At 59.1% G+C, this 20,826-nt stretch carries 15 protein-coding genes, 1 tRNA gene and 1 pseudogene; 16 read left to right on the forward strand and 1 reads right to left on the reverse strand.

Annotated features, from left to right (window positions below; translation table 11 throughout):
• Positions 1 to 20: 20 nt before the first annotated feature.
• The 16 genes and pseudogenes from dnaG to JFT81_RS21010 all read left to right on the forward strand — a co-directional run bounded on the left by dnaG (position 21) and on the right by JFT81_RS21010 (position 20,347).
• Positions 21 to 1,985: a DNA primase gene (gene dnaG, locus JFT81_RS20935; RefSeq protein WP_201228754.1), complete on the forward strand. Its 1,965-nt coding sequence runs from the start codon at positions 21 to 23 to the stop codon at positions 1,983 to 1,985.
• Positions 1,986 to 2,052: 67 nt separating this feature from the next.
• Entirely contained in the window at positions 2,053 to 3,897 is a 1,845-nt protein-coding gene (rpoD, locus tag JFT81_RS20940; protein ID WP_201228756.1) for an RNA polymerase sigma factor RpoD, read from the forward strand.
• A 126-nt stretch (positions 3,898 to 4,023) separates the two neighbouring features.
• Positions 4,024 to 7,770, forward strand: coding sequence for a bifunctional diguanylate cyclase/phosphodiesterase (locus JFT81_RS20945; RefSeq protein ID WP_201228758.1), 3,747 nt, complete (start codon positions 4,024 to 4,026; stop codon positions 7,768 to 7,770).
• A gap of 15 nt (positions 7,771 to 7,785) precedes the next feature.
• Positions 7,786 to 7,862, forward strand: a tRNA-Ile gene (locus JFT81_RS20950).
• Positions 7,863 to 8,238: 376 nt separating this feature from the next.
• Positions 8,239 to 8,540, forward strand: a pseudogene (locus tag JFT81_RS20955) (DUF3077 domain-containing protein).
• Positions 8,541 to 8,686: 146 nt separating this feature from the next.
• Positions 8,687 to 9,124: a hypothetical protein gene (locus JFT81_RS20960; protein WP_201230601.1), complete on the forward strand. Its 438-nt coding sequence runs from the start codon at positions 8,687 to 8,689 to the stop codon at positions 9,122 to 9,124.
• Positions 9,125 to 9,421: 297 nt separating this feature from the next.
• Positions 9,422 to 9,883, forward strand: a complete 462-nt coding sequence (locus tag JFT81_RS20965) for an Lrp/AsnC family transcriptional regulator (RefSeq protein ID WP_201228760.1) — start codon at positions 9,422 to 9,424, stop codon at positions 9,881 to 9,883.
• Positions 9,884 to 10,105: 222 nt separating this feature from the next.
• Positions 10,106 to 11,788, forward strand: a complete 1,683-nt coding sequence (locus JFT81_RS20970) for an NAD(P)/FAD-dependent oxidoreductase (protein ID WP_201228762.1) — start codon at positions 10,106 to 10,108, stop codon at positions 11,786 to 11,788.
• 12 nt (positions 11,789 to 11,800) lie between these two features.
• Complete coding sequence (locus JFT81_RS20975; RefSeq protein WP_201228764.1) at positions 11,801 to 12,595, forward strand: carbon-nitrogen hydrolase family protein; 795 nt, start codon at positions 11,801 to 11,803, stop codon at positions 12,593 to 12,595.
• A gap of 38 nt (positions 12,596 to 12,633) precedes the next feature.
• Complete coding sequence (pqqF, locus tag JFT81_RS20980) at positions 12,634 to 15,048, forward strand: pyrroloquinoline quinone biosynthesis protein PqqF (protein WP_201228766.1); 2,415 nt, start codon at positions 12,634 to 12,636, stop codon at positions 15,046 to 15,048.
• Between the two features lie 158 nt (positions 15,049 to 15,206).
• On the forward strand, positions 15,207 to 15,281 hold the full coding sequence (gene pqqA / locus JFT81_RS20985; protein ID WP_003422658.1) for a pyrroloquinoline quinone precursor peptide PqqA: 75 nt from the start codon (positions 15,207 to 15,209) through the stop codon (positions 15,279 to 15,281).
• Positions 15,282 to 15,362: 81 nt separating this feature from the next.
• Positions 15,363 to 16,274, forward strand: coding sequence for a pyrroloquinoline quinone biosynthesis protein PqqB (pqqB, locus tag JFT81_RS20990; protein ID WP_201228768.1), 912 nt, complete (start codon positions 15,363 to 15,365; stop codon positions 16,272 to 16,274).
• Between the two features lie 139 nt (positions 16,275 to 16,413).
• Positions 16,414 to 17,166 (forward strand): pyrroloquinoline-quinone synthase PqqC, encoded by a 753-nt coding sequence (gene pqqC / locus JFT81_RS20995; RefSeq protein ID WP_201228769.1) that lies wholly within the window; start codon positions 16,414 to 16,416, stop codon positions 17,164 to 17,166.
• Positions 17,163 to 17,438, forward strand: a complete 276-nt coding sequence (gene pqqD, locus JFT81_RS21000; RefSeq protein WP_201228770.1) for a pyrroloquinoline quinone biosynthesis peptide chaperone PqqD — start codon at positions 17,163 to 17,165, stop codon at positions 17,436 to 17,438. Before pqqC ends, pqqD begins: the two co-directional genes overlap by 4 nt.
• Positions 17,410 to 18,570: a pyrroloquinoline quinone biosynthesis protein PqqE gene (pqqE, locus tag JFT81_RS21005; RefSeq protein ID WP_201228771.1), complete on the forward strand. Its 1,161-nt coding sequence runs from the start codon at positions 17,410 to 17,412 to the stop codon at positions 18,568 to 18,570. Before pqqD ends, pqqE begins: the two co-directional genes overlap by 29 nt.
• The gene (locus JFT81_RS21010) at positions 18,536 to 20,347 is read left to right on the forward strand and encodes a S9 family peptidase (protein ID WP_201228772.1); all 1,812 of its coding nucleotides are present in this window, start codon (positions 18,536 to 18,538) and stop codon (positions 20,345 to 20,347) included. The genes pqqE and JFT81_RS21010 overlap by 35 nt, the downstream gene beginning before the upstream one ends.
• A gap of 133 nt (positions 20,348 to 20,480) precedes the next feature.
• Here the strand turns inward: JFT81_RS21010 and JFT81_RS21015 are convergent, their stop codons facing one another.
• On the reverse strand, positions 20,481 to 20,639 hold the full coding sequence (locus tag JFT81_RS21015) for a YqaE/Pmp3 family membrane protein (protein WP_003228885.1): 159 nt from the start codon (positions 20,637 to 20,639) through the stop codon (positions 20,481 to 20,483).
• Positions 20,640 to 20,826 lie beyond the last annotated feature (187 nt).

Genomic DNA, 20,826 nt, shown 5'->3' on the forward strand with positions numbered 1-20,826 from the left:
GCGCAGACGACGAGAATGCCATGGCCGGGCTGATACCCCAGAGCTTCATTGACGACCTGCTGAACCGCACCGACATCGTCGACGTGGTCAGTTCGCGCGTGCAATTGAAGAAGGCCGGCAAGAACTACACCGCCTGTTGCCCGTTTCACAAAGAAAAAACCCCGTCTTTCAGCGTGAGTCCCGACAAGCAGTTCTATTACTGCTTCGGCTGCGGCGCGGGCGGCAACGCCCTCGGCTTTCTCATGGATCACGACAACCTGGACTTCCCCCAGGCCGTTGAAGATCTGGCAAAAGCCGCCGGCATGGAAATCCCCCGCGAAGAAAGCGGTCGCCCGCACAAACCGCGTCAGCCAACTGATTCGCCGCTGTATCCGCTGCTCACCGCCGCCGCCGACTTTTATCGGCAGGCGCTGAAGAGCCATCCATCGCGCAAAGCCGCGGTGGATTACCTCAAGGGCCGCGGCCTGACTGGCGAGATCGCCCGGGATTTCGGCCTCGGCTTCGCGCCGCCGGGCTGGGACAATCTGTTCAAACACCTGAGCAGCGACACCCTTCAGCAAAAAGCCATGATCGACGCCGGCCTGCTGATCGAGAACGCCGAAACCGGCAAACGCTATGACCGCTTCCGCGATCGCGTGATGTTCCCGATTCGCGACACCCGCGGGCGCATCATCGCGTTCGGTGGCCGCGTACTCGGCGACGACAAGCCGAAGTATCTGAACTCACCGGAAACCCCGGTATTCCATAAAGGCCAGGAACTCTACGGCCTCTATGAAGCACGCAAGAACAATCGCAACCTCGACGAAATCATCGTCGTCGAAGGTTATATGGACGTCATCGCTCTCGCCCAGCAAGGCCTGAAAAATGCCGTCGCAACACTGGGCACCGCAACCAGTGAAGAACACCTGAAGCGCCTGTTCCGCGTCGTGCCGAACGTATTGTTCTGCTTCGATGGCGATCAGGCCGGCCGCAACGCCGCATGGCGCGCCCTGGAAGCGACGTTATCGAGCTTGCAGGACGGCCGTCGCGCGCGCTTCCTGTTTTTGCCCGAAGGCGAAGACCCGGACACCTTGGTTCGCGCCGAAGGTACCGACGCCTTCAAGGCCCGGATCAATCAGCATGCGCAGCCGCTTGCCGATTATTTCTTCCAGCAACTGACCGAAGAAGCCGATCCACGCTCGCTCGAAGGCAAGGCCCATATGGCTACCCTCGCTGCACCGTTGATCGACAAAGTGCCGGGCGCCAACCTGCGCATCCTGATGCGCCAACGCCTGACCGAAATCACCGGCCTGAGCAGCGAAACCGTCAGTCAGCTCGCGCAAAGTGCGCCGCAGGAAGCGCCGCCCGCCTACAATCCAGGCATCAATTACGACGCAATGCCGGACTACAGCGACTACCATCAGCCGCAGGCACAGGACATGTATGTGCCGCAGCAGGAGTGGACGCCGAAGAAACCCGGCGCTGGCGGCAAGAAGTGGGACAAGAAGCCTTGGGATAAAAACGGCAAGCGTGGCGGCGATCGCGATCAACAACGTCCGCGCACACCGATTGGCGTTGAATCGCCGACCCTGACCGCCCTGCGCACGCTGCTTCATCACCCGCAATTGGCCGAGCGCGTTGAAGACGCCGGACACATTGCGGACGAAAATCAGACCAACGCTCAGTTGCTTGTGGCGCTGCTCGAAGCCGTACAGAAGAATCCCAAGCTAAACTCATTTCAGTTGATCGCGCGATGGCACGGCACTGAACAGGGTCGCTTGCTCAAGGCACTGGCTGAAAAGGAGTGGTTGATTGACGGAGATAACCTTGAACAACAGTTTTTCGACACCATTACTAGCTTGTCAGCCCGCCAACGCGAGCGAAATCTGGAACAACTGCTCAGAAAAGCGCGTCAAAGCGAACTGAGCAGCGAAGAGAAAAATCAACTGCGCGACCTATTAAGTCGCAATGTTTCCGCATCAAACCCGACCTCAACTGGCGCGTGAGGTCATAGCTCAGGTATAATCCTCGGCTTGTTTTTTGCCCGCCAAGACCTTCAGTGGATAGGGTGTTATGTCCGGAAAAGCGCAACAGCAATCTCGTATTATTGAGTTGATCAAACTGGGTCGTGAGCAGAAGTATCTGACTTACGCCGAGGTCAACGACCACCTGCCCGAGGATATTTCAGATCCTGAGCAGGTGGAAGACATCATCCGCATGATTAATGACATGGGGATCCCCGTACACGAGAGTGCTCCGGATGCGGACGCCCTTATGTTGGCCGACGCCGATACCGACGAGGCCGCTGCGGAAGAAGCAGCAGCTGCGTTGGCAGCAGTGGAGACCGATATCGGTCGTACCACTGACCCTGTGCGCATGTATATGCGTGAAATGGGTACGGTCGAGCTTCTGACACGCGAAGGCGAAATCGAAATCGCCAAGCGGATCGAAGAAGGCATCCGTGAAGTGATGAGCGCAATCGCGCACTTCCCTGGCACGGTTGACCACATTCTCTCCGAGTACACTCGTGTGACCACCGAAGGTGGCCGCCTGTCCGACGTCCTGAGCGGTTATATCGACCCGGACGATGGGATTGCGCCGCCTGCCGAGGTGCCGCCGCCTGTCGAAGCGAAAGTCGCGAAAGCCGACGACGAAACCGACGACGATGAAGCCGAATCTTCCGATGACGAAGAAGAAGCCGAAAGCGGTCCGGATCCGGTTATCGCTGCCCAGCGCTTTGGCGCTGTCGCCGATCAGATGGAAATCACCCGCAAAGCGCTGAAAAAGCACGGTCGCAGCAACAAGGCAACAGTTGCCGAATTGTTGGCGTTGGCCGAGCTGTTCATGCCGATCAAACTGGTTCCGAAGCAATTCGAAGGCTTGGTCGAGCGTGTTCGCGGTGCTTTGGATCGTCTGCGTCAGCAAGAGCGCGCGATCATGCAACTGTGCGTACGTGATGCACGTATGCCACGCGCCGATTTCCTGCGTCAGTTCCCGGGTAACGAAGTCGACGAAAGCTGGTCCGACGCCCTGGCCAAAGGCAAGAGCAAGTACGCCGAAGCCATCGGTCGCGTTCAGCCGGACATCATCCGTTGCCAGCAGAAGTTGATTGCGCTGGAAACCGAAACCGGTCTGACCATCGCAGAAATCAAGGACATCAACCGTCGCATGTCGATCGGTGAGGCCAAAGCCCGCCGCGCGAAGAAAGAGATGGTTGAAGCCAACTTGCGTCTGGTGATCTCGATCGCCAAGAAGTACACCAACCGCGGCCTGCAATTCCTCGATTTGATTCAGGAAGGCAACATCGGCCTGATGAAAGCGGTGGACAAGTTCGAATACCGTCGTGGTTACAAGTTCTCGACTTATGCCACCTGGTGGATCCGTCAGGCGATCACTCGCTCGATCGCCGACCAGGCCCGCACCATCCGTATTCCGGTGCACATGATCGAGACGATCAACAAGCTCAACCGTATTTCCCGGCAGATGTTGCAGGAAATGGGTCGCGAACCGACCCCGGAAGAGTTGGGCGAACGCATGGAAATGCCTGAGGACAAGATCCGCAAGGTATTGAAGATCGCTAAAGAGCCGATCTCCATGGAAACGCCGATCGGTGATGACGAAGACTCCCATCTGGGTGACTTCATCGAAGACTCGACCATGCAGTCGCCAATCGATGTCGCCACTGTTGAGAGCCTGAAAGAAGCGACTCGTGAAGTACTGTCCGGCCTCACTGCTCGTGAAGCCAAAGTACTGCGCATGCGTTTCGGTATCGACATGAACACCGACCATACACTCGAAGAAGTGGGCAAACAGTTTGACGTAACGCGCGAGCGGATCCGTCAGATTGAAGCCAAGGCGTTGCGCAAGCTGCGCCACCCGACGCGAAGCGAGCATCTGCGCTCCTTCCTCGACGAGTGATACCAGAACCCCCGGCCCAGGCCGGGGGTTTTGTTTATTAGGCAGATTAAATCCCGCGCACCACCCCTCCCCCGCGTACCGCGTCTACACTCGAACCAATCATCCCCGAGCCATAACGAGAGCGTTATGCCCAGATTGGCGTCCGTGCTTTTTTTGCTGTCACTGATGATCTGGACCGCAACCGCTGACGCGCTGACTCTGACCGATGAAGAACGTAGCTGGCTGGCGGCTCACCCGGACTTGCGTCTGGGTGTCGACGCTTCGTGGCCGCCCTTTGAGTTTCGCGACGATCAGGCGCGCTACCAAGGCCTTGCGGCTGACTATATCGACGTGATTCGCCAACGTCTGGCGATCAAACTCACACCGATCGAGCCGGTCAACTGGACCGTGGTGCTGGAGCAGGTCAAACAAGGCAAGATCGATCTGCTGCCGGGCATCATGTCGACCCCGGAACGCCAGACCTATCTGTCATTTACCCGCCCCTATCTCGACTTTCCAATTGTCATCCTCGCTCATGTCGGCGGCGCGCAACCGCGCAAACTTGAAGACCTCTACGGCCTGAAAATCGCCGTGGTTGAAAACTACGCGCCACATGAACTGCTGCGCACCCATCACCCGGACCTGAACCTGGTAGCCATGCCCAATGTCAGCTCGGCATTGCAGGCTCTGGCAACCGACGAAGTGGACGCTGTCGTCGGTGACCTCGCCTCCAGCGTCTGGAGCCTGCGCCAACTCAAACTCGACGGTCTGTATGTCAGCGGCGAAACCCCGTATCGCTATCAACTGGCGATGGGCGTGCCACGCGACAACAAGGTGCTGGTCGGCATTCTGGACAAAGTCCTCGCCGACATGAGCCCGGACGAAATCAGCAGCATTCAGGAGCATTGGGTCGGCAACGTCCTAGATCACCGGACATTCTGGTCGGATCTGCTGGTTTACGGCCTGCCCGGATTACTGGTACTGGTCAGCGTGCTGGCGGTGGTTATTCGTATTAACCGCCGCTTGAGCTCAGAAATAGCCCGCCGTATCGACCTCGAACAGGAACTACGCAGCAGCGAATACCACTATCGCGGGTTGGTCGAGAGCTTGTCGGCGATTGCCTGGGAAGCGCGGATGAGCGACTTCACCTACAGCTATGTCTCGCCCCACGCTGAAGACTTGCTCGGTTATCCCCTGTCGCATTGGCTGATTCCGGGATTCTGGCGCAACATCATTCACCCGGCGGATCTGACCCGCGCCCAGAGTTTCTGTGACCATGAAGTGCTGGCCGGGCGCGATCACAGCCTCGATTACCGAGTGATCACCGCCGACGGTCGCTGCCTGTGGGTGCGCGACATCGTCAGCCTGATCGAACACGGCCACGAGCCCGTCATGCGCGGCTTGATGATCGACATCAGCGAAACCAAACGCACCGAAGAGGCGCTGCGACTTTCGGAGCAGAAATTTGCCTCGGTGTTCCAGCAATGCCCGGACATTCTGGTGATTGCTCGACTGTCCGACGGCTGCCTGCTGGAGGTCAACGAAGCCTTCGAAGAACAGATCGGACTCAAGGCCGAGGAAGTCATCGGCCAGACCGCCACCGACCTGAATATCTGGGGAATTCCCGGCGTCGGGCCTGGCCTCTTGCAACGCTTGCAGGCCGGCAGCATCCGTAACCTGGAAATGCCCTTTCGCCGCAACAATGGCCAGGTTTTTACCGGCCTGATTTCTGCCGAACCCTTCGATCTGGATACCACACCCGCGCTGGTGGTTGTGGTGCGCGACATCACCCAGCTCAAGGAAACCCAACAACAACTGCAAACCTCGGAAGAGAAGTTCGCCAAAGCCTTCCATGCCTCACCGGACGGCTTGCTGCTGTCGCGACAGAGCGATGGCTTGCTGTTGGAAGTAAATGAGGGTTTTAGCCGTATCACTGGCTTCAACAGCGCCATGTCGGTGGACCGCTCGGCGCTGGATCTGGGGATCTGGGTCAACCTCAACGAACGCAAACAGATGCTCGATCTGCTGCACCGCGACGGTTTCGTACGCGACTTCAGCTGCCACATTCGCCGCAGTGACGGGCAGATTCGCCTGTGTGAGGTGTCCGCCCGTCCGCTGCCGATCGGTGATGAAGACTGCATGCTGACCATCGCCCGCGATATCACCGAACGCCATCTGATGCAGGAAAAGCTGCAACAAGCCGCGACGGTATTCGAAAGCACTGCCGAAGGCGTGCTGATCACCGACACTCAGCAGCACATCAGCGCGGTCAACCGCGCCTTCACCGAAATCACCGGTTACAGCGAAAGCGAAGCCCTCGGCCATACGCCACGCTTGCTCGCTTCCGGCCTGCATGACAGCGCGTTTTACGCAGCGATGTGGCACCAGTTGACCGACGAAGGTCATTGGCAGGGCGAGATATCCAACCGACGCAAGAACGGCGAGCTGTATCCGAGCTGGCTGACCATCAGCGCCGTGCGCAACCGTGACAAATTCATTACGCACTTTGTCGCCGTGTTTGCCGACATCTCCAGCCTCAAGCACGCCCAGGCGAAGCTTGATTATCAGGCACACCACGATCCGCTGACCGGTCTGCCGAACCGTACATTGTTTGAAAGTCGCTTGCTGACGGCGTTGAACAGTCAGCAGGAAAACGGTGGCCAAGGCGCAGTGCTGTTCCTCGACCTCGATCGTTTCAAACACATCAACGACAGCCTCGGTCACCCGGTCGGCGACCTGCTACTCAAGGGGATCGCCGTTCGCCTCAAAGAACAGCTGCGCGATATCGATACCGTGGCGCGCTTGGGCGGCGACGAATTCATCATCCTGCTGCCTGGCCTGCAACAGGCCAGCGATGCCGACAACATCGCCACCAAACTGCTCAACTGCTTCGGCGCGCCGTTCCAGGCCGGCGAACACGAATTTTTCATCAGCGCCAGCATCGGTACCAGCCTGTATCCGCGCGATGGTTGCGACGTGGCCACGCTGGTGAAAAACGCCGACGCGGCGATGTACCGCTCCAAAGCCAAGGGCCGCAACCGCGTCGAGAGCTACACCCGCGACCTCACCGCCCAGGCCAGCGAGCGTGTGGCGCTGGAGCACGAACTGCGCCGGGCCATCGAACGCGATGAGCTGTTTCTTTACTACCAACCGAAAATCAGCCTCGACGACCACAGCCTGGTCGGTGCTGAAGCGCTGATCCGCTGGCGCCACCCAACCTTCGGCGAAGTACCGCCGGAGCACTTCATCCCGCTGGCCGAAGAGAACGGCATGATCCTGCAAATCGGCGACTGGGTATTGGAGACCGCGTGCCGGCAGATGTTCGAATGGAACCAGATCTACGACAGCCTCGGCCCGCTCTCGGTCAATCTCGCCGGCGCGCAACTGCGCCAGCCAAATCTGCTCGGGCGCATCGAACAACTGCTCAAGGACAACCGCCTGCGGCCGGATTTACTGCAACTGGAAATTACCGAGAATTTCATCATGAGTCAGGCCGAGGAGGCACTGGCGGTCCTGCACCAACTCAAACACCTCGGCGTGCAACTGGCCATCGATGACTTCGGCACTGGCTATTCCTCGCTCAGTTACCTCAAACGCCTGCCGTTGGACATCCTCAAGATCGACCAGTCTTTCGTCCGCGGATTGCCCGATGACCCCCACGACGCAGCGATTGTGCGTGCCATTATCGCGCTGGGGCGGAGCATGCAATTCACTGTCATCGCCGAGGGCGTGGAAACCCAGGCACAACAACAATTCCTCGCCGCCGAGGGCTGCGAACAGATCCAGGGCTACATCGTCAGCCTGCCGCTACCGCCAGAAGAATTCGCCGCAACGTTTCTTCGTGTAACCGTATCGGATTATTCGGATAGCACAGCCGAGAAACCGTCGCTATAATCCGCGGCCTACTGAGGGCCTATAGCTCAGTTGGTTAGAGCAGAGGACTCATAATCCTTTGGTCCACGGTTCAAGTCCGTGTGGGCCCACCAAATTGAAAGCCGCGCTAAATGCGCGGCTTTTTCTTGGGCGAGTGGTTGGGGTTTCAGATTGACAAGCGCAATGTTCGGAAGACTTCCCCGAAGGCTGTAGGCAAGTTCCGAAGCTATGGTTTTGAGCTGTGTTGAGCCTGTTGGGCGTAGGCTTGGAGGGATACTCTCGAGACGTCGCTGCTTATCAGCGGCCGGGCTTGGAAACCCGTCGAAATCAGAAACCAGCAACAGCGCTTGCGATCTCGATTTATGGCGGCTGTGCGTGGGACGTCTTCAGACGTGCCGGTTCCTGGTTTCCGGTTTTCCAACCTGCGCACAGCTGCCACCCATTCGATTGGAAACGATAGTGGTAGCTCCTCACACCAGGAGTTACGCCATGACTGAAACAGACTCGACCTCAGACTTAAAAACCATCGGCCTCACCCCTTTCATCTACTGCGCCAACCAACCCCTCTTCCATGTCAGCGCCGGCGTACCAATCGGCGATGCACTGATACAAGCTTCCGACATGCTGTTTCTAGTCAAAGCCTTCGCCGAGGAGGCTGCTTACGACAAAGCTACCGATCGCCATGCCTGGCTGCGCATTACTTGGCTGCAATGAGTAAAGCGGTGATTGATGATGTGGTGAAGGTTCTAAGTCATCAGCCTTCTGTGGATAGAAACTACGGGCACGGTTAAACGCCTGCGCAGCCGTTCATGCGCCCCCAATTTTCGGGGCGTTCAAATTTCAATCGGGAGTGCATCAACGTTTCTCCCTCTGCGTGCGTCCGGCGACAATCACCATGGAATGGAAAGATCTGATAGTTGGCGGACGCAAATACTGCATGGCGCATTTACAGCCTTTCGAACTGAGCTATGAAGTGGCGGAGCAGCAGCTAAGCGTCAAACTCGAGTTTGGATTCCATTGTTTCACTGACACCAAAGGTCATGGTCAACCCCTCCGACACAGAGGAGAAACCCGATATTTCTGTGCAGAACGTCACCATTGCAGCCAGATCGCGGATTACCTTCACAAGCGTTTTTTCAAAGGCCTCGCCGTGCCTTTCTACGTAGAAAACAGTCAGCGCTATTACTGCCTTGATTTACATGACTACGCGGTCTTTTTTTCGATCAGCAAACCGCAGAACACAACGAACCTACTCAAGCTTCGAGTCATTTCCGCCTACGAGGTCGCTGAATGGGGACGAGCGAAGTTGCCGAAAGGTAAACCACATAACGTCCGCCACATCCTGGAAATGCGTAATGCGGGGAAATCCGTTTGAGAAAAAGCAAAAAGCCCCGATGCTCGCGCATCGGGGCTTTCTGTAATTCTCAATATCGGCCTTTCCTTTCACGGTTTCCCGCTTATCCCGCTCACTGGCTAGGAGTGGCTATCGCCACCGAAATCAACACCCTTTGTTTCCAAAGTTCCGGTCTGTGCTGACGTGGCGATCATAGCGCTTGAGCCGCACAAGGGCAACCAACACCAAGCTGTACTGCGCGCGCGCAACAGAGATTTCTCGGAGGCGGAGCCTGTAACATGCACAAGCCATAGACCCGCGACCCATGGAGCCGCCCCCTTGTCAGAAATCCGCCCGCCCGTGCTCGATGAAATCGACCGTCAGCTGATCGCCGCCCTGCAGATCAACGCTCGCGAAAGCGTGGCCATGCTTGCTCGCCAGTTGGGCATTGCGCGCACCACCGTGACCTCACGATTGGCGCGACTGGAAAAAGCCAAAGTGATCACCGGTTATGGCGTGCGTTTGGGACAGCGCGTGGTTGATGGCGGCTTGCAGGCCTATGTCGGGATCAAGGTGCAGCCGCGTTCCGGCAAAGAGGTGGTGCGTCGGTTGAGTGCGATGGCGCAGGTGCAGCAACTGTGTGCGGTGAGTGGGGAGTTTGATTATGTGGCGTGGTTGCGCACGGATTCGCCGGAGCAGCTGGATCAGTTGCTGGATCAGATTGGCGGAGTGGATGGGGTGGAGAAGACCACCACGTCGATCATTTTGAGTAGCAAGATTGATCGGGGGCAGCCGGTTTAGGTTTTGGCCGGACGTCTCGGGTGGACTATAGGGCCTATTCGCGAGCAGGCTCGCTCCCACATTTTGGTCGGTGTGAAGTCATGGGTCGTCATATTGATCAGGGTATTGGCGAAACGACGACACATTGCGTCTTATTAACGTGTTCGACGCTCCCTAGAATGGCTGGCATCTTTTCCTATACTCAGACGCGCATCCTGCGTCGGGTCGCCAGCAAGGTCAGCCATGAACAAGAACAATCGCCATCCTGCAGACGGTAAGAAACCAGTCACCATTTTCGGCCCGGACTTTCCGTTCGCGTTTGACGACTGGATCGAACACCCGGCCGGTCTCGGCACTATCCCTGAACACAATCATGGCGCTGAAGTGGCGATTGTCGGCGCGGGCATCGCCGGCCTGGTGGCGGCTTACGAGCTGATGAAGCTCGGCCTGAAGCCGGTGGTTTATGAGGCGTCGAAGCTTGGTGGGCGTTTGCGTTCGCAAGCGTTCAACGGCACTGACGGCATCGTCGCGGAACTGGGCGGGATGCGCTTTCCGGTGTCGTCCACCGCGTTCTATCACTACGTCGACAAGCTCGGGCTTGAGACAAAACCCTTCCCGAACCCGCTGACACCGGCCTCCGGCAGCACCGTGATCGATCTGGAAGGCAAAACCCATTACGCACAGAAACTGGCGGATCTTCCTGCACTGTTCCAGGAAGTGGCTGACGCCTGGGCGGATGCGCTGGAAGCCGGTTCGCAGTTCGCCGATATCCAGCAAGCGATCCGCGACCGCGATGTGCCACGCCTCAAAGAGCTGTGGAATACCTTGGTGCCGCTGTGGGACGACCGCACGTTCTATGACTTCGTCGCCACTTCGGAAGCCTTCGCCAAATTGTCGTTCCATCACCGCGAAGTGTTCGGTCAGGTCGGTTTTGGCACTGGCGGCTGGGACTCGGACTTTCCCAATTCGATGCTGGAAATCTTCCGCGTGGTGATGACCAACTGCGACGATCACCAGCACCTGGTAGTCGGCGGCGTCGAACAAGTGCCGCAAGGCATCTGGCGTCATGTGCCGGAGCGTTGCGTGCACTGGCCAGAAGGCACCAGCCTGAAATCATTGCACCGTGGCGCGCCGCGCTCGGGCGTGAAGAAAATTGCCCACGCACCGGACGGCCGCTTCGCCGTCACCGACAATAACGGCGACACCCGCGAATACGCTGCCGTGCTGACCACGTGCCAGAGCTGGCTGCTGACCACTCAGATCGAATGCGACGAAACTCTGTTCTCGCAGAAAATGTGGATGGCCCTGGACCGCACCCGCTACATGCAGTCGTCGAAGACTTTTGTGATGGTCGACCGGCCGTTCTGGAAGGACAAGGACCCGGAAACCGGCCGTGACCTGATGAGCATGACCCTCACCGATCGCCTGACCCGTGGCACCTACCTGTTCGACAACGGCGACGACAAACCGGGCGTGATCTGCCTGTCGTATTCGTGGATGAGCGATGCGCTGAAGATGCTTCCGCACCCTGTGGAAAAACGCGTAGAACTGGCGCTGAACGCACTGAAAAAGATCTACCCGAAAGTCGACATTGCCGCGCGGATCATTGGCGATCCGATCACCGTATCGTGGGAAGCCGACCCACACTTCCTCGGCGCCTTCAAAGGCGCCCTGCCCGGCCACTATCGCTACAACCAGCGCATGTACGCGCACTTCATGCAGGACGAGATGCCAGCCGAGCAGCGCGGGATTTTCATCGCTGGCGATGACGTTTCATGGACGCCGGCCTGGGTCGAAGGCGCAGTGCAGACCTCGCTCAACGCGGTGTGGGGGATCATGAAACATTTTGGCGGGTCGACACATAAAGCGAACCCGGGGCCAGGTGATGTGTTCAAAGACATCGGCCCTATCGCCCTGCCCGAGTAAGAGGAATCCCTGATGCGTGTAGCCCTTTACCAATGTCCACCGCTACCACTGGACCCCGCCGCCAACTTGCAACGTCTGCATCAACTGGCGATGGAGGCCAAGGGCGCCGACCTGCTGGTGCTGCCGGAGATGTTCATGACCGGCTACAACATTGGCGCCGAGGCGGTCAGCACGTTGGCCGAGGTCTACAACGGTGAATGGGCGCAGCAGATCGGTCGGATCGCCAAATCTGCCGGTCTGGCGATCCTCTACGGTTATCCGGAGCGGACTGCTGACGGGCAGATCTACAACGCCGTGCAATTGATCGATGCGCACGGCGAGCGTCTGTGCAATTACCGCAAGACGCACCTGTTCGGCGATCTCGACCGTTCGATGTTCAGCCCCGGCGACGATGATTTCCCTATCGTCGAACTCAATGGCTGGAAGCTTGGTTTGTTGATTTGCTACGACCTGGAGTTTCCGGAAAACACTCGACGCCTGGCGCTCGCCGGCGCCGAGCTGATTCTGGTGCCGACGGCGAACATGATTCCGTTCGATTTCGTCGCGGACGTCACCGTGCGTTCTCGAGCCTTCGAAAACCAGTGTTACGTGGCATACGCCAACTATTGCGGCAGCGAAGGCGACATTCACTATTGCGGGCAAAGCAGCATCGCCGCACCGGATGGCAGCCGTATCGCGCAGGCCGGGCTCGATGAAGCGTTGATCGTCGGCGAGCTGGATCGGCAGTTGATGCTCGACTCCCGCGCTGCCAATCGTTACCTGCAAGACCGTCGCCCCGAGCTTTACAGCGCGCTCGGCAAGCGCTAATCCGCTAGCATTGGCACTTCACTGTTCTGGAAGTGCCCATGCCTGCGCCGACTCACCCCCGCACCCACACTGAAACCCTGGCCAACGGCTTGCGCGTGACCCTGCGTCACGTGCCCGGTCTGAAGCGCAGCGCTGCGGCGTTGCGAGTGGCTGCTGGCAGCCATGACGTGCCATTGGCGTGGCCGGGACTGGCGCATTTTCTTGAGCATTTGCTGTTTCTCGGCACTGCGCGTTTTCCTGCAAACGAAGGGCTGATGGCCTACGTGCAAAGTTACGGCGGTCAGGTGAATGCCAGCACTCGCGAACGCAGTACTGACTTTTTCTTTGAGTTGCCGACCGCTGCATTCAGCGGTGGGCTGGAGCGTCTGTCAGACATGCTCACCAAGCCGCGTATGAATCTGGACGATCAACGGCGGGAACGGGAAGTGTTGCAGGCGGAATTTGTCGCATGGTCGCAGGATCCTGCGGCGCAGCAGCAGTTTGCGCTGTACGAAGGTTTACCGGCAGCGCATCCGTTACGCGGCTTTCATGCGGGGAATCGGGACAGCCTGCAAATTGAGCAACCTGGGTTTCAACAGGCGTTGCAAGGTTTCCACCAGCAGTTTTATCGCACCGGACAGATGACCCTGAGCCTGGTGGGGCCGCAGAGCGTTGATCAATTGCGCACGCTGGCGGAGCAGTTTGCGACGGCATTACCGGTTGGGGATAAAGTTACCCAGGCCGCTCCCATCCCGCTGGCGGTGAAAAGTTATCAACAGGTCGGTGAGCGACGCGGCGATCTGCTGTTCGCGTTCGACGCTTTGCCCGACGCCTCGGTAGAGGCTTTGGCGTTTCTCTGCCATTGGCTGAACAACGCCAAACCGGGTGGATTGTTGGTCTTTTTGCAAAATCAGGGGCTGGCCGGCGATTTGAAAGCCGCGCCGCTGTACCACTTTGCCGGGCAGGCGCTGCTGCACCTGGAGTTCAGCGCTGCCACCGAATCGCTGAATGCCATTGGCGAACACGTGTTGGATTGGCTGAGCTTCTTCGCGCAACAGAACTGGACGCCCCTTCGCGAGGAATATGCAGCCCTGCTCAAGCGTCAGCAACAAGTCAGTGGCGCACTGCAATTGGCGCGGCTCGACAGTGAACAGCGAGAAAACGGGCTGACCGATTTCGGCGCTCAAGCCCTGACACAAATCCTCCGCGAAATCGGCGTTGTGGATAACTTCAGTGATCACTGGCACCTGCCTGCCGCCAACCCCTTTCTGCGCGCCAGCGAACCGCTGGCCAACGCCGGTCTGATTCGCGGGCAAACCAGCGCCCACCGTGGCCTGCGCACGTTCGCTCAGGATCGCTCGCGCGGTCGCCGTGAACGCTCGCCGATGCTGTTCAGCCAGGCATTGCCAGACACCACTGATGACGGTGCGATTTATTTGCGCTGGCAGTTGCAGGCCGCGGCCACTGCAGACGTGCAAGCGAAGCTGTTGCGCAGCCTGCGAGAAACTCAGGATGACGCGCGTCAGGCCGGGGTCGAGGTATCGCTCAGCACTTCCGGAAATCAATGGCTGCTGAAACTGATCGGCCTGCAAGAGCCGATGCCCGGCGTCCTTGAACACGCGCTGAAATGTCTGACGCAAGTAGACGCCAATTCCGCGCAGGGCGAAGCAGAAACGGCGTTGATGCCCATCCGTAAACTGCTGAAGGCGTTCCCGGAGCATGGCCTTGAAACAGCGAAAACCAGTGACGATGCCAAACACCTGTGGACAACTTCGCGCTGGGACGGCCTGGCCCTGGGCCTCAGCCCACAGACTCAATCCGCCATGGGTTTGGCCCTGAGCCGCATTCCGGGCATCCCGGACAATCAATTGCCGGCACCGGCAGCGCTCCCGCCCCAACATCTGTGGCGCCACATCGACACCGCGTCCAGCGAACATGCCTTGCTGCTGTTTTGCCCGACCGCCAGCCGCGACATCACCGACGAGGCCGCCTGGCGTATGCTTGCACAACTGTGCCAGACGCCCTTCTATCAGCGCCTGCGCGGAGAATTGCAGCTGGGTTACGCAGTGTTCAGCGCGCTGCGACAAATACATGGCCAGACCGGGTTGCTGTTCGGTGTGCAATCGCCTGACGTCGCGACCACGGACCTGCTCAAGCACATTGAGCAATTCATCGCAGGCACTGCCGTACTGATCGAGAACCTTGATGACGAGGGGCTCAAGCAACTCGGTCAAGTGCTCGCCGAGCAATTCGACGGCAGCAATCTGTCGACCCAAAACGCTGCCGAGCTGCTCTGGCAGGCGAAACTCGCTGGCCACTCGTCGGATTACCTGGTGCAACTGGCCGGCGCAATCGGCCGCCTCGATCGACCGACACTGCTGGCAGCGGCGCAACGGTTAAACACTGCCGAAGGCGGCTGGCTCTGCCTCGCCAACGAGCCGGCGCCCGGCGCGCCTTGGCAAGCGGCAAAATGATCATTACCAACGCTGCAAGGAGCTTTCTCAAAGATTCACGGGCCATCACCTGGAAATTTTGAGTAACATAGCAGCCTAACTATTTGGAACATCCCTGCGCTGCCGTGGACTATACCTATGGATAGCGCTATCCCACCCACCCATTGAGGAGTCACCTTATGTCCTGGACAAAACCTGCTTACACCGACCTGCGCATCGGCTTCGAAGTCACCATGTACTTCGCCAGCCGCTGAGTTCTGCTTACGTAGAATTGCAGTGCAACGCCTCGGCTCGCCGGGGCGTTTTATTTTCAGCGTTGAAATGATGGAGCGTTCATGTTCGTCCAGATTCTGGGTTCGGCCGCCGGTGGCGGTTTTCCGCAGTGGAACTGCAACTGCGTCAACTGCGCAGGCTTTCGCGACGGCAGCCTGAATGCCAAGGCCCGCACCCAATCGTCCATCGCGATTTCCGATGACGGCGTGAACTGGGTGCTGTGCAACGCCTCGCCGGACATCCGCGCGCAGCTGCAAAGCTTTGCTCCGATGCAACCAGGCCGCGCCCTGCGTGACACCGGCATCAGCGCGATCATCCTGATGGACAGCCAGATCGACCACACCACCGGCCTGCTCAGCCTGCGCGAAGGCTGCCCGCATCAGGTCTGGTGCACGGACATGGTTCACGAAGACCTCAGCACCGGTTTCCCGCTGTTCAAGATGCTTACCCACTGGAACGGTGGGCTGGACTGGAACCGCATCGAACTCGATCAGAGCTTCACGGTTGCGGCGTGCCCGAACCTGCGCTTTACCCCGTTGCCACTGCGCAGTGCAGCGCCACCGTATTCGCCGCACCGCTTTGATCCGCATCCTGGCGACAACATCGGTTTGATCGTCGAAGACCTGAAGACTGGCGGCAAATTGTTCTACGCGCCGGGGTTGGGCAAGGTCGACGCACCGCTGCTGGAGATCATGGCGGGCAGCGATTGCCTGTTGGTCGACGGCACGATGTGGGATGACGATGAGATGCAGCGCCGTGGCGTCGGCACCCGCACCGGGCGCGAGATGGGCCATCTGGCACAGAACGGGCCTGGCGGCATGCTCGAAGTGCTGGAACAGCTTCCCGAGCAGCGCAAGGTGCTTATCCACATCAACAACACCAACCCGATTCTCGATGAGGATTCGCCGGAGCGTGCAGAGCTGGCGCGACGTGATGTTGAAGTGGCGTATGACGGCATGAGTATTGTGCTGTAACCGTTGAGACCGTTGCGCGGCATTCGCGAGCAGGCTCGCTCCCACATTCGAAAGCGTTCAACCTGTGGGAGCGAGCCTGCTCGCGAAGAGGCCAGTACCAACAAAAGAGATTTCTAGGGTTGTTCCCCGGAGAACCGCAATGACCGATCAACCAATGTCCCCCGCCGAATTCGAAGCGGCCCTGCGCGCCAAAGGCGCCTACTACCACATCTATCACCCGTATCACGTGGCGATGTACGAAGGTCGCGCCACACGCGAGCAGATTCAGGGCTGGGTCGCCAACCGTTTCTACTATCAGGTGAACATCCCCCTGAAAGACGCGGCGATCCTCGCCAATTGCCCGGATCGCGAAATCCGTCGCGAATGGATTCAGCGCCTGCTCGACCACGACGGCGCACCCGGTGAAGACGGCGGCATCGAAGCGTGGCTGCGGCTCGGCCAGGCCGTCGGCCTCGACCCGGATCAACTGCGCTCCCAGGAACTGGTGCTGCCCGGCGTGCGTTTCGCCGTCGACGCCTACGTCAACTTTGCCCGCCGCGCCAGTTGGCAGGAAGCCGCCAGCAGCTCGCTGACCGAGCTGTTCGCGCCGCAGATCCATCAGTCGCGCCTCGACAGCTGGCCGCAGCATTACCCGTGGATCGACCCGGCCGGTTACGAGTATTTCCGTACCCGCCTCGGTCAGGCGCGGCGGGATGTCGAGCACGGTCTGGCGATCACGCTGGAGCACTACAAGACACGCGCAGGACAGGAGCGCATGCTGGAAATTCTCCAGTTCAAACTGGACATTCTTTGGAGCATGCTCGATGCCATGAGCATGGCCTACGAACTGAAACGTCCGCCGTATCACAGCGTCACCGAACAACGCGTCTGGCATAAAGGAATCACCTTATGAGTTTCGACCGCAGCAAAACCCCGACCTGGCGTCCCGGCTACCGCTTCCAGTACGAACCGGCGCAGAAAGGCCATGTGTTGCTGTATCCGGAAGGCATGATCAAACTCAACCAAACCGCTGCGTTGATCGGCGGTTTGATTGACGGCGAACGTGATGTCGCGGCGATCATCGCCCAACTCGATGAGCAGTTCCCCGGCGTGCCAGAGCTCGGTGAAGACATCGAGCAATTCATGGAGGTTGCCCGTGCGCAGCACTGGATCGAACTTGCCTGATCTGCCGCCCAAGCCTGAAGTCGGCCTGCCGCTGTGGCTGCTCGCTGAGCTGACCTACCGCTGCCCGCTGCAATGCCCGTACTGCTCCAATCCACTGGATTTCGCCGAGCAGGGCAAGGAGCTGAGCACCGAGCAGTGGATCAAGGTGTTTCGTGAAGCGCGGGAGATGGGCGCCGCGCAACTGGGCTTTTCCGGCGGCGAGCCGCTGGTGCGTCAGGACCTTGCGGAGCTGATTGCCGAGGCGCGCAAGCTGGGTTTCTACACCAACCTGATCACCTCTGGCATCGGCCTCACCGAGCAGAAAATCAGCGACTTCAAAAAGGCTGGGCTCGATCACATCCAGATCAGTTTTCAGGCCAGCGACGAGCAAGTGAACAACTTGTTGGCCGGCTCAAAAAAGGCCTTCGCGCAGAAGCTGGAAATGGCCCGCGCGGTCAAGGCTCACGGCTACCCGATGGTGCTGAACTTCGTCACCCATCGGCACAACATCGACAAGATCGACCGCATCATCGAGCTGTGTATCGCGCTGGAAGCCGACTTCGTGGAACTTGCCACCTGCCAGTTCTATGGTTGGGCGCAGCTCAATCGTGTCGGCCTGTTGCCGACCAAAGAGCAACTGGTACGCGCTGAACGCATCACCAATGAATACCGGGCCAAACTGGAAGCCGAAGGGCATCCGTGCAAGCTGATTTTCGTCACTCCGGACTATTACGAAGAACGCCCGAAAGCCTGCATGAACGGCTGGGGCAGCATCTTCCTGACGGTCACACCGGACGGCACCGCTCTGCCCTGTCATGGCGCCCGGCAGATGCCGGTACAATTTCCCAACGTGCGCGACCACAGCATGCAGCACATCTGGTACGACTCGTTCGGCTTCAACCGCTTTCGCGGTTACGACTGGATGCCCGAGCCGTGCCGCTCCTGCGACGAGAAAGAAAAGGACTTCGGCGGCTGTCGCTGTCAGGCGTTCATGCTCACCGGTGATGCAAGCAACGCCGACCCTGTGTGCAGCAAGTCCGAACATCACGGCGTGATCCTCAAGGCCCGCGAAGAAGCCGAGACCGCCACTCAAACCATTGAACAATTGGCCTTTCGCAATGAACGAAACTCACGCCTCATCGCCAAGGGCTGAACCTTTCAGCGCTACCCAAGCCGTCGCCGCCGGGATGGACTTCGCCGAACTGCAACTCGGCGCCAATGGCTTGTTCTGGAATGAATATCGCCCGGAAGATGCGGCGTGCCGGATTTGGCATTGGCGCGATGGCGTGGCGAAATGTCTGACGCCGAATGGCTTCAGCGTGCGCAGTCGCGTGTACGAATATGGTGGCGGCGCATTTTGTCTGACGCCTGACGGGGTGGTTTTCGTCGGTGAGACGGATCAACAGTTGTATCGCCAGGCGCTGGATGGCGAGCCGCAAGCGCTGACTTCGGGCGATTGTCGTTACGGCGATCTGCATTGTGCTGATGGGCAGGTGTTGGCGGTTGAGGAGCAGCACGATACGCATCGGCTGGTGACGATTGATCTGGCGGACGGTGCTCGTCGAGTGTTGGCCGAAGGCGCGGACTTTTACGCCGCGCCGACGGTAAGTCCTGATGGCCAGCGGTTGGCGTGGATAGAGTGGAGTCGGCCGCATCAGCCGTGGACGTCGACTCGACTGATGGTGGCTGAGCGCGTGGCGGATGGCCGCTTTTCAGCACCGCGCTGCCTGGCGGGTGATGGCGTTGAAGAGTCGATCCAGCAACCGCGATTCGATGCCAACGGTCGCTTGTTGTGCCTGACCGATCGCGGCGGATTCTGGCAGCCGTGGGGCGAAACATCTGATGGCTTGCAACCGCTCCAGAGTGCCGAGGCCGACCATGCACCCGCGCCGTGGCAATTGGGCGGCTGCACTTGGTTGCCTGTCGGCGAAGCCTTTTTGGCCAGTTGGAGCGAAGGTGGTTTCGGTCGTCTGGCGCTCGGCGCTGAAGACTTCACTGGCGATTACAGTCGCTTTCGCCATCTCGCTATCGATGAACAATTCATCTACTGCATCGCCGCTTCACCGATCAGTCCTTCCGCCGTGATCGCGATTGATCGCGCGTCTCGTAAAGTGAAGGTGCTGGCCGGCGGTGTCGCACCGCTGCCCGCCGAACGCATCAGCCGCCCGCAAACCCTGCGTTATCCCAGCGGTTCGGGCGAGGCTCACGGATTCTTTTACCCGGCCATGAACGGCGAGGCAAAACCGCCGCTGGTGGTGTTCATCCATGGCGGCCCGACGTCGGCCTGCTACCCGATGCTCGACCCGCGCATCCAGTACTGGACGCAACGCGGCTTCGCCGTCGCTGATCTCAACTATCGCGGTAGCAGTGGTTATGGCCGGGAATATCGTCAGGCGCTCCACCTGAGCTGGGGAGAGGTGGATGTCGAGGATGCCTGTGCGGTAGTGGAATACCTCGCTGAACGCGAAATGATCGACGGCAACAATGCATTTATTCGTGGCGGCAGCGCTGGCGGCTATACGACGTTGTGCGCCTTGGCGTTCCATCAGGTTTTCCGCGCGGGCGCCAGTTTATACGGGGTCAGCGATCCGGTGGCGCTGGCTCGGGCGACACACAAATTTGAAGGCGACTATCTCGACTGGCTGATCGGCGATCCCGAGCAGGACGCCGAACGCTACGCCGCACGCACACCCCTGCTGCACGCGAGCAATATCCGTGTGCCGGTGATCTTCTTTCAGGGTGAACTGGATGCGGTCGTCGTTCCGCAACAGACCCGTGACATGGTCACGGCGCTGGAGCAGAACGGCATTCCGGTCGAGGCGCATTACTACCCCGACGAGCGCCACGGCTTCCGCCGCGCGGTCAATCAGGCGCACGCGCTGGAGCAGGAATGCAAGTTTTATCGGCGGGTGATGGGGCTCGCAGACTGATCATCGAACCCATTTGGAAATGGCGTCGCTGCATTCGCGAGCAGGCTCGCTCCCACATTAGATGTGTGTTGCTCACAAATCTCCTGTGGGAGCGAGCCTGCTCGCGAAAGCTATCTATACAGCGCCGCGGGACTCAGCGCTTGGCGATGATGTACACCGCATGCACGATTCCCGGAATGTACCCGCACAACGTCAGCAGAATGTTCAACCAGAACGCCCCGCCAAACCCGACCTGCAGAAACACACCCAGTGGTGGCAACAGAATGGCGATGATGATGCGAATGAAGTCCATGGGTCAGCTCCTGAATGGGGGTTGGCTCACATGAGCCATACAAGCTAATCGACCCGCGCCGTTCGTCAGGGTTCAGTGCAGTTGCCATTTGATCGCCACCACCACCCTCAAAAAAACGCCCCACGCCAAAAGAATCAGGCGTAGGGCGTGCGTTATACCGCGAGACGGTTCTTGAAATCGGGTAGGA

Origin of the sequence: Pseudomonas sp. TH43, from assembly GCF_016650635.1 — a bacterium.
Classification (GTDB): Bacteria; Pseudomonadota; Gammaproteobacteria; order Pseudomonadales; family Pseudomonadaceae; genus Aquipseudomonas.

Bases quoted from the DNA above. Each gene is read 5' to 3' on its own strand.
- JFT81_RS20975 (WP_201228764.1), top strand. From the start codon at position 11,801: ATGCGTGTAGCCCTTTACCAATGTCCACCGCTACCACTGGACCCCGCC.
- pqqF (WP_201228766.1), top strand. From the start codon at position 12,634: ATGCCTGCGCCGACTCACCCCCGCACCCACACTGAAACCCTGGCCAAC.
- rpoD (WP_201228756.1), top strand. From the start codon at position 2,053: ATGTCCGGAAAAGCGCAACAGCAATCTCGTATTATTGAGTTGATCAAA.
- pqqC (WP_201228769.1), top strand. From the start codon at position 16,414: ATGACCGATCAACCAATGTCCCCCGCCGAATTCGAAGCGGCCCTGCGC.
- JFT81_RS21010 (WP_201228772.1), top strand. From the start codon at position 18,536: ATGAACGAAACTCACGCCTCATCGCCAAGGGCTGAACCTTTCAGCGCT.
- JFT81_RS20945 (WP_201228758.1), top strand. From the start codon at position 4,024: ATGCCCAGATTGGCGTCCGTGCTTTTTTTGCTGTCACTGATGATCTGG.
- JFT81_RS20960 (WP_201230601.1), top strand. From the start codon at position 8,687: ATGGCGCATTTACAGCCTTTCGAACTGAGCTATGAAGTGGCGGAGCAG.
- pqqB (WP_201228768.1), top strand. From the start codon at position 15,363: ATGTTCGTCCAGATTCTGGGTTCGGCCGCCGGTGGCGGTTTTCCGCAG.
- dnaG (WP_201228754.1), top strand. From the start codon at position 21: ATGGCCGGGCTGATACCCCAGAGCTTCATTGACGACCTGCTGAACCGC.
- JFT81_RS20970 (WP_201228762.1), top strand. From the start codon at position 10,106: ATGAACAAGAACAATCGCCATCCTGCAGACGGTAAGAAACCAGTCACC.
- JFT81_RS21015 (WP_003228885.1), bottom strand. From the start codon at position 20,639: ATGGACTTCATTCGCATCATCATCGCCATTCTGTTGCCACCACTGGGT.
- pqqD (WP_201228770.1), top strand. From the start codon at position 17,163: ATGAGTTTCGACCGCAGCAAAACCCCGACCTGGCGTCCCGGCTACCGC.